General features: G+C 38.1%; 11 protein-coding genes. 1 reads left to right on the top strand and 10 read right to left on the bottom strand.

The window, feature by feature from the left end:
- Nucleotides 1–45: 45 nt before the first annotated feature.
- From N1I80_RS09140 to yicI, 6 genes are all read right to left on the bottom strand, one after another.
- On the bottom strand, nucleotides 46–1,014 hold the full coding sequence (locus N1I80_RS09140) for a sugar phosphate isomerase/epimerase family protein (RefSeq protein WP_340737570.1): 969 nt from the start codon (nucleotides 1,012–1,014) through the stop codon (nucleotides 46–48).
- A 30-nt stretch (nucleotides 1,015–1,044) separates the two neighbouring features.
- Nucleotides 1,045–2,070 (bottom strand): Gfo/Idh/MocA family protein, encoded by a 1,026-nt coding sequence (locus tag N1I80_RS09135; protein WP_340737569.1) that lies wholly within the window; start codon nucleotides 2,068–2,070, stop codon nucleotides 1,045–1,047.
- Nucleotides 2,071–2,100: 30 nt separating this feature from the next.
- The gene (locus N1I80_RS09130) at nucleotides 2,101–2,856 is read right to left on the bottom strand and encodes a sugar phosphate isomerase/epimerase family protein (RefSeq protein WP_340737568.1); all 756 of its coding nucleotides are present in this window, start codon (nucleotides 2,854–2,856) and stop codon (nucleotides 2,101–2,103) included.
- A 44-nt stretch (nucleotides 2,857–2,900) separates the two neighbouring features.
- Entirely contained in the window at nucleotides 2,901–4,400 is a 1,500-nt protein-coding gene (xylB, locus tag N1I80_RS09125; RefSeq protein WP_340737567.1) for a xylulokinase, read from the bottom strand.
- A 20-nt stretch (nucleotides 4,401–4,420) separates the two neighbouring features.
- Entirely contained in the window at nucleotides 4,421–5,743 is a 1,323-nt protein-coding gene (xylA, locus tag N1I80_RS09120) for a xylose isomerase (RefSeq protein WP_340737566.1), read from the bottom strand.
- A gap of 98 nt (nucleotides 5,744–5,841) precedes the next feature.
- On the bottom strand, nucleotides 5,842–8,157 hold the full coding sequence (gene yicI, locus N1I80_RS09115) for an alpha-xylosidase (protein ID WP_340737565.1): 2,316 nt from the start codon (nucleotides 8,155–8,157) through the stop codon (nucleotides 5,842–5,844).
- Between the two features lie 205 nt (nucleotides 8,158–8,362).
- On the opposite strand from yicI, the gene N1I80_RS09110 reads away from it, so the two are divergent.
- Nucleotides 8,363–9,550 carry an ROK family transcriptional regulator gene (locus tag N1I80_RS09110; protein WP_340737564.1) on the top strand — a complete coding sequence of 396 codons (1,188 nt, stop codon included), beginning with the start codon at nucleotides 8,363–8,365 and terminating at the stop codon, nucleotides 9,548–9,550.
- 148 nt (nucleotides 9,551–9,698) lie between these two features.
- Here the strand turns inward: N1I80_RS09110 and N1I80_RS09105 are convergent, their stop codons facing one another.
- From N1I80_RS09105 to N1I80_RS09090, 4 genes are all read right to left on the bottom strand, one after another.
- Nucleotides 9,699–11,372 (bottom strand): ABC transporter substrate-binding protein, encoded by a 1,674-nt coding sequence (locus tag N1I80_RS09105; RefSeq protein ID WP_340737563.1) that lies wholly within the window; start codon nucleotides 11,370–11,372, stop codon nucleotides 9,699–9,701.
- Between the two features lie 46 nt (nucleotides 11,373–11,418).
- Nucleotides 11,419–12,303 carry a carbohydrate ABC transporter permease gene (locus N1I80_RS09100; protein ID WP_340737562.1) on the bottom strand — a complete coding sequence of 295 codons (885 nt, stop codon included), beginning with the start codon at nucleotides 12,301–12,303 and terminating at the stop codon, nucleotides 11,419–11,421.
- A gap of 17 nt (nucleotides 12,304–12,320) precedes the next feature.
- A complete protein-coding gene (locus N1I80_RS09095; RefSeq protein WP_340737561.1) occupies nucleotides 12,321–13,277 on the bottom strand; it encodes an ABC transporter permease in 957 nt (318 codons plus the stop codon).
- A 265-nt stretch (nucleotides 13,278–13,542) separates the two neighbouring features.
- Nucleotides 13,543–15,336, bottom strand: coding sequence for a methyl-accepting chemotaxis protein (locus N1I80_RS09090; RefSeq protein ID WP_340737560.1), 1,794 nt, complete (start codon nucleotides 15,334–15,336; stop codon nucleotides 13,543–13,545).
- Nucleotides 15,337–15,402: the final 66 nt, after the last annotated feature.

Below are 15,402 nucleotides of genomic sequence, written 5' to 3'. Positions count from 1 at the left end.
CAAGTAGACACGTTCGCTTTTTAGCACTGTACAATTATTACTTTGTTACACCCACCACATATCAGCAGGCTGATTTTTTATTACTACTGATTTCAAATTCGCCACCGCCCGTGAAAATCCTTCATCAATCGACATTAATGGATCTTCGTGCTCAATACTGACCACATAATCATAGCCATATGTGCGCAGAGTACTCATCATATCCGACCATTCTCGGATACTATGCCCACAGCCAACAGATCTAAAGGTCCAGGCACGTGTTTGCACATCTCCATAAGATTGCATATCCGTTAGACCATGCATGTTAACATTATCTTGGTCAATGAAGGTATCTTTTGCATGAAAGTGATGTATAGCATTTTCTTTGCCTAAAATTTTAATCGCTGCGACTGGGTCAATCCCCTGCCACCATAGATGACTTGGATCTAAATTAGCTCCAATGGCAGGTGAAGTTGCCTCTCTTAATTTCAACAGCGTATACGGGGTATGCACGGAAAAACCACCGTGAAGTTCGATACCAATTTTCACACCGCTATCTTCTGCCAACTTCCCTATCTCTCTCCAATAAGGAATCAGTTTTTGTTCCCATTGCCAGTTGTAAATATCCGAGTACTCCGTTGGCCACGGGGAAACCGGCCAGCTTGGCAGCTTAGACTCCTCATGAGCACCTGGTATTCCTGAAAATGTATTGACAACTGGCACGCCTAGTAATCCAGCAAGTTTTATCGTTTTCACGAGTGTTTCATGTGCATTTTGTGCCACTTTTTCATCAGGTGAAATGGGATTATTGTGGCAGCTGAACGCGCTAATCATCAGTCCTCGCGACTGCACTTTATCCAAATACTCCTTACGCTTGTCTTCACTAGCTAGTAGCTCATCAACATTACAATGAGCATCCCCTGGATAGCCACCTGTCCCTATTTCAATCGCTTCTACGCCAGCATTTTTCACATGATCTAGCATGTCTTCAAATGATTTTTCTGCGAATAACACCGCGAATACGCCTAGTTTCATAAGTAGTACCTCCTACTGAATCTTCTTCTGTTAGACTTTTTCAATTGTTTTATTTTGATGGGACTTTAAGGCTGCTAGGACGACTTCCAGTGATTTCATCCCCTCTTCTCCGGATACAAGCACATCTGTATCATTGATAATTGCTGATACAAAATGATCAATCACATGTGAGGTATGCTGACCACCTTCTTCATTTGATTGAATCGCACCCAATTCATACTTTACAACTTCACCATTTGTATAGTGCACAATTAGTGAATACTGCGGATCGTCTTCCAACCGAAGTATTGCTTTTTCCCCGTAAATAATCGTTGAATTATCAGATTGCGCGGTGTAGGCCCAGCTTGCCGCAAGTGTGCCAATAATCCCGCTTTCAGACTTCAAAATACAAACAGCGTTGTCATCAATATCTGTGTTTTCTTTGGCATTTGTTTCAACGAATCCAGCGACCTCAACAAATTCTTCACCTAGTAAATAGCGCATCAAATCTGTTTTGTGAACACCTAAGTCACCCATTGCGCCAATAAATGCTTGTTCCTTATTAAAGAACCAACTATTACGCCCATCAATACTCCAAGCCTCTGGTCCTGGATGACCAAATGCGGTACGGAAGCTGTAAATTTTCCCAAGCTCGCCATTAGCAATGAGCTGCCTTGCCTTTTCATGCGAGGAAACAAAACGTTGGTTATGCCCAATCATTAGTTTTTTGTTAGCAACACTTGCAGCTTCAATCATCTGCTGTGCTTCTTCACGTGAAGTTGCCATTGGCTTTTCACATAACACATGCATACCGGCATTTGATGCAGCAATGGAAACAGCTGCATGTAAATAGTTTGGTAGACAAACACTTATCGCATCAATACTACTATCTGCAAGTAGCTCTTCATAATTTGTATACGCTTTAGCATTATATATTTCCGCGGTTTCTGTTGCACGGTTCTCAACAATGTCACATACAGCAACAATTTCTACCTTCTTATTTGCGGCATATTCAGGTAGGTGCCTAAGCCTGGCGATACTTCCACACCCAATTACACCTATTTTCAAGCGACTCATCTTCAATTTCCTCCCTGGACTAAATTATTATCATTTACCGATAATAGCACTAAGTTCTGTAGCATTTTGCGCTGCACTTTCTACTGGACCCTTTGTGAAATGTTCTTGTTCAGCAATAAACCATCTTACGTTATACTCTTGCCCCTTTTGAATATAATCCGCTAATGGCAATGTTCCAGTGCCTAGCTCTGTAGATATAGATTGATTTCCTTCAACCTTCATATCTTTAATATGCAATGACACACATCGGTTTCCGTATTTTTCAATAACCTCTACTGGATTATTTCCCGTATAAGCTGCCCAGAAGCAATCTAATTCCATTTTCAAATGATTTTCATCCGTATTGTCAAAGAGAATTTCTAATCCTGTTTTCCCGTCAAACACGTCAAATTCAAAATCATGGTTATGATAACCTAATGTAAATCCTTTAGCATGCACCTTTTCACCAATAGTATTTAATAATGCAGCTGTTCGTTTATAATCTTCAGCAGTTGTCCGCATATTTTCTGGTAGATAAGGAACGATAATTAAATCGTTGCCAATCGTTTCATGGTATTTCAACGTCTCATCCAGATTGTTTTCGAGATCAGTAATCTGAACATGTGCACCTGCCGCTATAATACCTACTTCATCCATCTTCGCCTTAACCTCTTCAGCCGTATGATTGAAGAATCCTGCAAATTGTGCACCTGTATAGCCCATTTCCGCTACCTTTTCAATCATTCCCAATAAATCCTCTTCCATCTCTTCTCGAATTGACCAGAATTGTAACCCTATTTTCTTCATGTTTCTTCCTCCTTAAAAAATATAAAGATTCTGCCAATTTTTTATTAATCACGAAACTCCATAATCTTTTTGTTAATATCTTTTGTTTGACTGTAAATCTCTTGATAAAGAACAAACATCTTTTTATATTTCGCCACATATTCTCGGTTTGGTACAAACTGTTTGTCAATCTTTAAAAATGTATCCGCGCATTGCTGGAGTGAATCAAACCAGTCACATCCATAGGCTGCTAACATAGCTGCCCCCATACCAGGTCCTTGCTCACTTTCAAGTCTGACAATTGTAGCGTCAAAAATATCGGCTTGTATTTGAAGCCACACTTCATTTTTCGCACCGCCACCAATTGAAACAATTGTATCGATTTTTTTCCCACTACTTCGGAAAATCTCAATTGATTCATTCAATGAAAATGTGATGCCTTCGAGCACCGCACGCACAAAATCTTTTCGTTGATGGGCACTATCCATACCGATAAAGCTAGCACGAATCGTCGCATCTGCATGTGGTGTCCTTTCACCAACTATATAAGGGGTAAACAATAACCCATTTGATCCTACAGGAACAGATCCAACATCCGCTAATAAATCATCAAAGGATTCATGCGCCGCAAAAACATCCTTGAACCACGTTAAACTATGGCCCGCCGCAAGTGTAACACCCATTGTATAAAAAGCATCTGGCGCACTATGATTAAAATAGTGGACCTTCCCTTCAAAATCTTTGTCATCACTCGCCTCATAGGACAAAACAACGCCAGAGGTCCCGATACTACAAAGTGTTTTTCCATCCTCTAAAATGCCCGAACCAATCGCACCACAGGCATTATCAGCCCCACCGGCGAATACACGTGTAGCCTCTGAAAGCCCCGTAGCTACCGCAAAGTCAGCAGTAATCAAGCCTACCTCTTCGTCAGAATTAACAAGTGGCGGGCAAATACTCGGATCAATGTCAAGTAACTCACAGATTTCCGTACTCCACTCTTTTTCACTTATATTTAATAACAGCGTCCCTGCTGCGTCCGAGTACTCCATATGCAACTTGCCAGTCAGCTTATAGCGTAAGTAATCTTTTGGGAGAAGAAATGTCTTTACCTGACTATATAATTCTGGCTCATGTTCTTTCACCCATACTATTTTCGGTAAAGTAAAACCTTCCAATGCCGGATTCTTTGTGATCGCTAATAAACGTTCATCACCAACCACATCATAAATTTGCTGACACTGTGCTGTTGTTCGGGTATCATTCCACAAAATGGCATGGCGTAACACTTCATTGTTGCCATCCAGTAAAACAAGCCCATGCATTTGCCCAGAAAAACTAATACCTTCTATCTCTTCTGGATTTCCCTTGAAATTACTCATGAGCTCAGCCAGTCCTAAAGTTGTTTGCTCTACCCAATCATGGGGATTCTGCTCACTATATCCCGACTTTTCCTGGATTAAAGGATATGGCTTTGATACTTCCTGAACGACGTCACCTTTTTTATTAACAAGCAAGATTTTAACTGCACTCGTGCCTAAATCCACACCAATTACATACTTCATAGCCATACCCCCAGACCCAATTAATCAGCAAAAGCCTTCAATAAATATTGATTGATTGTCGCTTTAATTTGTTCTAAGCGACCAGACACCTGCTTGATATCAGTTACCCCAAGGGCATAAGCCTCTAGTTTACGGAAATTAGTTTTCCCTTGAACGATATCGAGGCCTACGCCGCTCGTAAATGTCTGATAGCGATCTTCTACTATATTTTCTAAGACCTTATCATCAATTAAATTTTGTGCCACCCTCAACCCAACTGCAAATGCATCCATTCCAGCAATATGCGCATGGAATAAATCTTCCGGCTCAAATGAACCCCTTCTTACTTTCGCATCGAAGTTTAGTCCACCTCTACCTAGTCCACCATTTTTAAGAATTTCATACATCGCAAGTGTCGTTGACCATAAGTCTGTCGGGAACTCATCCGTATCCCATCCAATCAACGGATCACCTTGGTTGGCATCTACAGAACCCAACATATTATGAATGCGGGCATAGTGAAGCTCATGTTCAAATGTATGGCCAGCGAGTGTTGCGTGATTCGCTTCTATATTAAACTTGAAGTGATTTTCAAGACCATAATTTTGCAAAAATGCATGCGCAGTCGCTACATCATAATCATATTGATGCGTCGTGGGCTCTTTTGGTTTAGGCTCGATTAAGAATTGAGCATCAAAGCCAATCTCTTTTGCATAATCAATCGCCATCGTATAAAAACGAGCTAAATTATCTAATTCAAGCTTCATATTTGTATTTAACAGTGTTTCATAACCTTCACGGCCACCCCAAAATACATAGTTTTCAGCACCAAGCTCTTTACCAATTTCCAAGCCTTTTTTCACTTTTGCCGCAGAATAAGCAAAGACATCGGCGTGACTCGATGTTGCCGCACCATGAACAAAACGTGGATGCGTGAAATTATTAGCCGTATTCCAAAGCAGCTTCGCTTTACTATCCTTCATATAATCCTTAATCATACTAACAATCACATCTAGGTTTTGGTTTGACTCTCTTAAATTAGCTCCCTCTGGTGCAATATCGATATCATGGAAACAGAAAAATGGTACATCCAATTTTTCATAAAATTCGAAGGAAGCATCTACACGCGCTTTAGCCAAATCCATTCCACTAAATTTATCCCATGGGCGCATCATCGTTCCAGCGCCAAATGGATCTGAACCATCCATCCTAAATGTGTGCCAGTATGACACACCATAGCGCAAGATTTCCTCCATCGTTTTATCACCAATTTTTTCCTCAGGATTATAAAATTTAAAAGCAAATGGATTTGTTGACGAAGAACCTTCAAATTCAATTTTTTTAATAGTAGAAAAATAAGTCATATATTTTCTCCTTTCTATAACTATAAAGTAAACATGCCTTAGCAAAGCAGGGCTTACTAAGACATATTTATATTCAATTGCAGCCAGATGTTGACTTGTTAAAGTAAAATCGAAAACTTATTAGCTGATTTGTCGGGTACTATTTTCACTCCACTTAAATCGCTAGACCACTCACCACTTGTTGTAGATTGAATAGACTGATACCCCACTAGGTTTATGCAATATGGCTTGTTTCTCATATCCGTTTTAATAGAAATTGTTTGACCTAAACGAGAAACCGTGATTGAACCGGCTACTTGACCAGCTAAATCGTTAACTGTTGCCTCCACTTGTTGTCCGTCACCAATTTCATACAAGCGGAAAGTAATATCCTCCGCATAATCATATACAGGATTCACTTCATTAGAACCAATTGATAAAATAGTATTTGGTTTCACAAAAAGAGGTAGACTCATATAGTCATATTTCTCCTTTTGCCATGCCCCTCCCTCAACTACATCACCAGTGAAAAGGTGTGTCCATCTCCCTTTCGGTAAATAATAAATGGCCTGCCCATCGTCTCTAAATATTGGGGCAACTAATATGGAATCCCCTAGCATGTATTGACGATCCAGTGTCTGACACGCTGGATCTTCAGGGAATTCAAGCACCATCGCTCGCATAACTGGAATTCCAGTCTGATTGTTCTCAACCGCGGCATTGAATAAATAAGGCATTAAACTATTTTTCAGTTTTGTAAAATGTCTTGTGACATCAACCGCTTCTTCATCAAATAGCCACGGAACTCGGTATGAAGAACTACCATGAAAACGACTATGGCTAGATAAGAGACCAAAAGCAGTCCAACGCTTGAAAACATCTGGAGTTGCTGTACTTTCAAAACCACCAATATCGTGACTCCAATAACCAAATCCGGACAATGTTAAAGACAAGCCTCCACGTAAACTTTCTGCCATCGCCTCGTATGTTGAGTCACAATCTCCTCCCCAATGGACAGGAAATTTCTGCCCCCCCGCTGTTGATGAGCGAGCAAATAAAACAGCCTCTTGTTCACCTTTTTCTTCTTTTAATAAATTAAAGACGACTTCATTAAACTTATATGAATAATAATTATGCATTTTATGAGGATCTGAGCCATCAAAATAGTTGACGTCTGTAGGGATCCGTTCTCCAAAGTCTGTCTTAAAACAGTCGACTCCCATATCAAGCAATGACTTCAATTTTCCTGTATACCATTCACATGCAGCCGGGTTCGTAAAATCTACTATCCCCATACCTGCCTGCCAGAGATCCCACTGCCACACATCCCCATTCGGTTTTTTAATGAGAAACCCTTGCCTTGCTGCTTCTTCAAAAAGCTTTGATTTTTGGGCAATGTATGGATTAATCCAGACACAAATTTTCAACCCTTTATCTCTCAATCTTTTTAACATACATTCGGGATCGGGAAAATTATCTTTATCCCACTCAAAATTACACCATTCAAACTCCTTCATCCAGAAACAGTCGAAATGAAATACACTTAACGGAATTCCACGCTCTTCCATTCCATCGATAAAATGATTGACAGTTTCCTCATTATAATCAGTTGTAAATGAGGTAGATAACCAAAGCCCGAAGGACCAAGCCGGCGGTAATGCAGGCTTGCCAGTTAAATCTGTATAGCGGTTAATGACATCTTTTGGTGTCGGTCCATTGATAATATAATAATCTAAATACTCACCACTCACACTAAACTGAGATTTAGATACAACTTCAGAACCTATTTCAAAACTAACTTCTTCAGGATGATTCACAAACACTCCATAACCTTCACTACTCAAATAAAAGGGAACATTCTTATATGACTGATCAGAGCTTGTACCCCCGTCTTTATTCCAAATGTCTACAGTCTGTCCATTCTTAACAAACGGTGTAAAACGTTCTCCCAATCCGTAGATTTGTTCTCCCACATTTAAATTGAGCTGTGCCCTCATATACGTAGTACCCTCAGGCCCTGTAATCCATGCTAAACCTTTAGCATCTCCAGCATTCACCCTACGTTTCCCATCATAAAATGCTAATCCGAAATTTTTTCTATTCACTTTTACTTTTAAATTTCCACTTGCTAATGTTAATTCCTCTTCATCTGACTCGATACTTGGTCTTGTTTGCTGATCTGTAACTTCAAAGTTGGGATACTTCTCTTGCCCCCCTGTAAAATGCCATGCTTGTACGCGTATTACATTTTCCATCGGAGTAGATAGTTTCACCGTCAATAGTGGCCCATCAAGTGTTGCGCCTCTATGATTTATTTCTTTGCATGGAATATACAATAGTAAGCTATCTGTTGCTATTTCTACATCATGCACCGCTCTAGGATGATGAATGCTAAACCCTTCGCGTGTCATCCAGTTGCCATCAGTAAATTTCAATTTAACCACTCCTCTTTCTCTATAAAATACAACTTTTCCTCCGTAAATTCATTACTTCAAACCCTCAAAGTTTAATGAGCAAACTAAGTTTTATAAATGTTGATGATACAGATAATATTACCTAAAAACATTTCTCATCTTCTATGTTTCATGATAGAATAAAGAAACTATATTTAATGGATAAACAAATAAAGAAGGTGAAGTTATGGATAAAATACAAACTGGTGATCAAAACCTTGTCAAACAAATTAATAAATCAATCGTACTACATTCAATTGAAAATAACGGCACTACTTCACGTGCTCAAATATCCAAAGACACTGGATTAAATAAAGCAACTGTCTCAACGATGGTGAGCGAACTAATTAAAGAAAACTTTGTAAATGAAATAGGCATCGGGCAATCGAGCGGTGGAAGAAAACCGGTACTGCTAAAATTCAATAAGCATGCAGGATACTCCATAGGCATCGACTTAGGTGTTAACTATATTTTAGCAGTACTCACCGACCTCAAAGGATCAATTTTGATAGAAATCTCCGAAGCCTTCAACGTAATAGAAATTGATGAAATAACAGCCCGTATTAATTCTATTATTACTAGACTAATTGATAGAGCCCCAAAGAGCCCATATGGTATAGTAGGCATCGGGATTGGAATACCAGGTTTAGTAGATAAAGATGGAACTATTCTATTTACACCTCACCTTGACTTTCAACATATAAATTTTAAACAAATGATTGAGAAGAAATTTAATATAACTACAATTGTTGTAAATGAAGCGAACAGTGGTGCTCATGGCGAACAAGTTTATGGTACCGGTAAAAATGTTTCCAATTTAGTTTATGTAAGTATTGGGATTGGAATTGGAACTGGGATTATTATTAACGGCAAACTATACATTGGGTCCACTGGTATTTCTGGCGAGATGGGACACCAAACAATAGATTCTTTCGGAAAAAAATGCCGATGTGGTAATCACGGATGCTGGGAGCTCTATGCCTCCGAAAGTACTCTTTTGCAAGAGGCTAAAAAACTTGAAGTCTTTAAAGACTTCAGCATAATTGACTTAGATATGATAGAAAGTGAAGCCAAGCAAGGAAATAATGAAGTGATTGAGTTGCTTCATATACTTGGTGAATATATTGCAATTGGCTTAACTACTATCATCAACACATTTAATCCAGAAATTATTATTCTTGGAAACCATATCGCTCGATTCGAAGATTGGATTACAAATATAATTTATCAAACATTAGATAACAGACTTTCTACATTTCATAGGGAATCTGTAGATATTAAATTTGCGTCACTTGGCATCTATTCGAGCACACTTGGTTCTTCAGCTTTTTCCATTTCCAATTTCTTGAATCATAACCGAGTTACTGTTATATAACAAAAAATCCATAGCGCCTTACAAAAGGTAGCTGGAGCCATCCATCCAAGCAGTTATTTTCTGCCTGGATGATTGGCGCCCCAAACAACGATACATAGTTTTCAGGATTCTTTATGTCAACATATATAAGCTGTTTATTTTGTGCCCGCTAGTTTGTTCCCCAAAGCTTCATTACATCTTGAGTTATTTTTGTCATGTCTTTATTTGCATCTTCGATTCCCATATTAACTAGATCTTGTTGTAATTTTTCCCAAGCGACATCAAAATCAGCTGGCTTACCAAGTATCGCTTGAGTTATTTTTTGTTCTGTTAAGTCGTCCGCCTTTTTTTGGATAATTTCTAAATCACTACCTGACGGGATAACGAAGTTTGCTGCTGCACCATGTTTAGATATACCTAATTCCTTAGTTGAAGGGAACCAGTCAATCCAACTTTCCATACCATATGCACTTATTACTTCTTTTTCTGCAACATTATAGTTCGCAATAAGATCTTCTTGTGAATCTGGTGTAATTGAATTACCCGCCGAATCTAGCGCGCCATTCCCCCACTGTGGGAATGGATAAACATAGTATCCAACACCCGTTTCTTTCCCATAGTTAGTGTCTGAATTTTTTCTTACTACATCTTCAGCTTTAAGTACACGTTTACCATCTACAACGTCATAGTTCACGCCTTCAATGCCCCAGTTTACAAGGATCTGCGCTTCTTCTGAAGCCATCCAATCTAGGAATTCAAATGCCTTATCAGGGTGCTTACTTGTGGAACTAATAGAAATTCCCCAACCGCCAGCAAAACCATAATCTTTAAGACCTTGAGACTTATACTTATTATTCAAAGTTACAGGAAGAGGAGCATAAGTTCTCCATTCTTTCCCGTCAGCAACCAATGCTTTCTTCGCATCTCCATAGTTCCAGTCTTGGTCAGCTATACCTAATACTCTACCTGAAGATAGTTTAGCTATATACGTTTCATGAGTATGCGTAAATGATTCAGGATCGAGTAAACCAATGTCATTCATGTGATTTAACCACTTGAAGTATTCTTTAATTTCAGGTAATGTAAATTTATATTGCGCTTCGCCTGTCTCATCATTTATAGCCCATTGACCATCATCAGGGATTCCCAATGAAAATCCTGCAGGGTTTCCAACTGTAATTAACCATCTCCAGTCACTACCAAGCAACGAAAGTCCAAGTGTTTTTTGCCCATCAATTTCAGGATACTTTTTAATATATTCCGTTAGAGCATTTTCGAAATCTTCAACCGTATTTATTTCAGGATACCCAAGTTCACGTAGAACCTCCAATTGGATTGACGTAGTTCCACTAGTTGTCCAATAAGCGCTCTCTACACCATATGTTCCTACCGTATAAATACTAGGATCGTTAACAGAATTTTTCAAACGGTCTAATTGTTCTCCGTACATCGCTTTTAAATTGGCACCTTTCTCCTCGATTAAGTCATCCAGCTTAATGACACCACCCGCTTCAATTAATTTGCCGATATCGCCCTTCGCATAAATCATATCCGGATAGTCTCCACTAGCAATCATCAGTGGTATAGCCTGCTCATCTCCACCAACAGGGTGCTCTAACTCCAATATAACTCCTGTTTTTTCCGTGATTTTCTTTGCGACTGGATCATCAAAAGCTTTGTCTTCTGTTAAATCAGCAATAAAGAGCGATAGAGTGACGGGGTCATCCGCTGTCCCTTCACCTGGCGAATCTTTCTCGGCTTTTTCAGAATTAGTACAGCCTGAGAGAACAGCAATTCCGACAACAAACATCAATACCAATGAATATAATGACAACTTCTTCATGTTCTTTCCCCCTATTGTTTAATTTATATCAACTACCATTGATACCTTATTTAACAGCTCCTAACGTCATACCTGTAACAAAATACCTTTGCAAAAATGGGTATACGACTAAAATTGGTACGGTTGCAATGATTGTTATAGCCATTTTCAATGACTGCGGATTCGTTTGGTTCACTAAATACTTAGCAGAATGTGTATTAACACCTGAACCAGATGTACTTGCATTATCTAATATTTTCATTAACTCATATTGAAGTGTCGTCAGATTGGCATTCGACCTAGCGTACAAGTAAGTATCGAACCAACTATTCCATTGCCCAACAGCTAGAAATAATGATATTGTTGCAATAACCGGCATCGATAGTGGTAAAATAATTCGCAAAAAAATTGTAAAATCGTTAGCGCCGTCAATCTTTGCTGATTCTTCTAGTGCAATAGGTAAATTATCCATAAACGATCGAATGATAATTACGTTAAAAGCACTTAATAACATTGGCAGAATATATACCGTAAACTCATTCATTAAACCTAAATGTCTAATCAACATATAATCGGGTATAAGCCCTCCACTTACAAACATTGTTAGGATTAACATGATTGCAATAGGTTTATTAAAGACGAAATCTTTTCTGCTTAACGTATAGGCAAGCATTGTACTTGCGATAATTCCAGTTACTGTCCCAACAACAGTTCTTGTCACCGACATAAAAAATGCCTGTAACAAACGATCATTACTACCAAATATCTGAATATAGTTAGCAAATGTAAATTCTCTTGGGAATATATGAATACCGCCTTTTGCAGTATCTACAGCGTCGTTTAGAGAGATTGCAAGTATATTCAGAAAAGGATATAGCGTTAAAATAATTACAATGAACATGCCAATAGCAAGAATAACATCAAACAAGGTTACCTTTTTAAAACGTTTCATTATATCCCCTCCATCTTTTAGTAAAGTCCACCCTCACCTGTTTTTTTAGCTATATTATTAAAAATCACAATAAGGACTACACTTATAAGAGATTTGAAAATACCAATAGCCGTACCATATGAATATCTAAACATCCCAATTCCATAATTTAGAGCGTATAAATCTAGAACTAAAGCTTTTTCAGCAACGATATTATTACCTAAAAGCATCTGTTTCTCAAAACCAATATTGATAAGATTCCCGATATTCAAAATTAGTAAGACGATAATAACAGGCCGAATACTCGGCAATGTAATATGCCACATCTGCTTCCAGCGGCTTGCACCATCCACTCTAGCTGCTTCGTATAATTGTTGATCGACACCTGCCATTGCTGCTAAGTAAATAATGGCACCCCATCCCATCTCTTTCCATACATCCGCCACTGTAACAATTCCCCAAAACAAATCAGGATTTGACATAAAACCAATCGGCTCTTTAATAATATGTAATGACATCAAAAATTTATTTACCGGACCTTCTTGCGCTAACATCGTAACTACAATGTTCGCCACAATCACCCAGGATACAAAATGCGGAAGATATGAAATAGTTTGTGTAAGCTTTTTATATCTTAAAAGCCTAACCTCGTTTATCAGCAAGGCAAATCCAATGGAAAATATTGTACCAAAAATTAAGCCTAACATCCCCATACCTAAGGTGTTTTTCAATGCACTATAAAATAGTGGTTCACTAAATAATACTTTAAAATGCTTTAACCCTACCCACTCTTGGTCAAAAACTCCCTTCGCAGGATTGTAGTCCTGAAAAGCCATTAACCACCCTCCAAGCGGGATATACTTAAATACAATTAGCCATATTACAAATGGAAATGACATTAATAGTAAAGCTTTTTGATTTTTGATTTTTTTCCATGTGTCATTTTTTTTAGAACTCCGTAATTTTACTTTCACGTGTTCATCTGATTTTTCCATACTAACACTCCCCCACTAAACAAATTCCAAAATATAGAAGTAACTGTATAAGCTTATCTATTATACTAAATGATTACGCTTTCATTTATACCCTTCAAATAATACTATATTTCATGTAAAAATTAGTGATTACCCGGAATACTCTGAAACATCCAATAGCAGGAATCAGTATTTGGTGACATACCTTGAAAACAATGCCTTCATAGGACAAGTCTACAAAGACCGACCAGCTACCATGAATAGATAGCTGGTCGGTCTTTGTACATTATTCTAGCTTAAACACACTAATTTCATCATTCAATAGTTCAGCTAGCTTTGCTAATTCTTCAGCACTGTGGGACATTTCATCCATAGAACCAGCTATTTCTTCAGTGGTAGCTGCAACTTGTTCAACACCGGCAGCAGACTCTTCAGACACTGAGGCAATATCTTGTATTAAATCATTCATCTGGTCACTACTTTGAGCAATGTCTTTTAAATTATTTGAGATAAAAATAACCTTTTCAACCATATTGGAAATGGCAGTATCAATCACTTCAAAGTTTTCTCCCGTTTTTTCGATTTGTTCTGTCCCTTCTTTCACTTCTTCATATCCCTTATTTAAAGAAGTGACAACCTGCTCTGTCTCTGTATGAATATGTGTGACAATATTTGTGATTTCCGCCACAGATATTGAAACTTGCTCAGAAAGTTTTCTAACTTCATCTGCGACAACAGCAAAACCCAATCCATGCTCACCGGCACGTGCAGCTTCAATAGCAGCATTTAAGGCCAATAAATTGGTCTGGTCAGCAATACCTTTAATAACTGATACCAATTGGGTAATTTCATTTGATTGTTTATCCAGGTTTTGAACTTGTCCAACTGCTTCAGCGATAATAAAATCAATTTGTTGCATTTGATTAACTGCATTTTTCATCAATGTCGTGCCCTCATGAGTATACTGGAGTACACGCTCAGATTCTGTAGCAATTTGCCTTCCTTCTTGTTCAGAATTATAAACCATTTCGACAAAGTTACTCATATTATCAGATAAATTTTCGGCACTGTTTGCTTGTACTTCGGAACCCGATGCTAATTCTGCCATTGTTGAGGCGATTTGTTCTCCCCCCTGATTCACTTCATTTGCTGTTTGTGTTAACTCCTCGCTACTAGAGGAAACTGCAAGTGAAGTGTCCGTCACCTTCATTAAAATATCTCGAATATTCGTTGTCATTAGGTTAATCGCTGCTGCTAATTTCCCGATTTCATCATTGCCTTCATAGTCCATCGCTTGCACAACTAAATGACCGTTTGCCACATCAGTTGTAATACCAACAACCGTATTCAGGTTTTTGGAAATACTACGACTAATGAGGAGCATAATCATGATTCCTAAAGAAATTGCGACTAGATTAGAAATTATCAAAACTAGAATACTGGAATCTATACTATTATTAGCACTGTCCATTGTAACCTTTTGTTCTTCTAAGACATTTTCTATTAATCTATCGATTGCTTCAACCGTACCAATTCTTAATGAGTTAGACCTTTCACGGAATATAGCCGTAATAATATCTTGTCCATCTATAACCTCCTGAATATCAGTTAACACAGCATCCATTTTTTCATTATTATCTTTGATATAATTTAACAGTGCTTGTTGCCGTTCGGTTTGCATAATTGGTTCTAGTTTGTTTTCTAACTCTATGAATTGTTCGCGGAGTTTATTATATTCGGTAATATAGCTAGTGTTTTTTGTAATAATATAATCAGCCATTTGTACATCCTTCAATTGAGCAAGTAAAGACATTTGTGTCATATCAAATGTTAGTTGACTATCTCTTTCAAACTGGTCTGTATTTTTTTCCACAGTAGATAATTGATAAAGAACAATTGCACTTGCCATTATAAAAAGTAAAGCAGCGAGGGTAAAAGATATAATATATTTGTTTCCAATATTAATATTTCGCCAATTCAGAAATTTCAAGCGCCCAAAATTTCTCTTTTTCGCTCTTTTCTTTAACTTTCCCCGCTTCTTAATACTGTTTTTCCAATTATTTATCTTCATTTTTTTCATGATATTCTCCTCATCATCGTCATTTTATAATTCACACTCCTAAGGCTAAAAATCTCCCTGGGCACG

This window comes from Sporosarcina sp. FSL K6-3457, assembly GCF_038007285.1.
GTDB lineage: Bacteria > Bacillota > Bacilli > Bacillales_A > Planococcaceae > Sporosarcina.
Note: the sequence above shows the minus strand (reverse complement) of the source record. Positions and strands in the feature narration are given on the sequence as shown.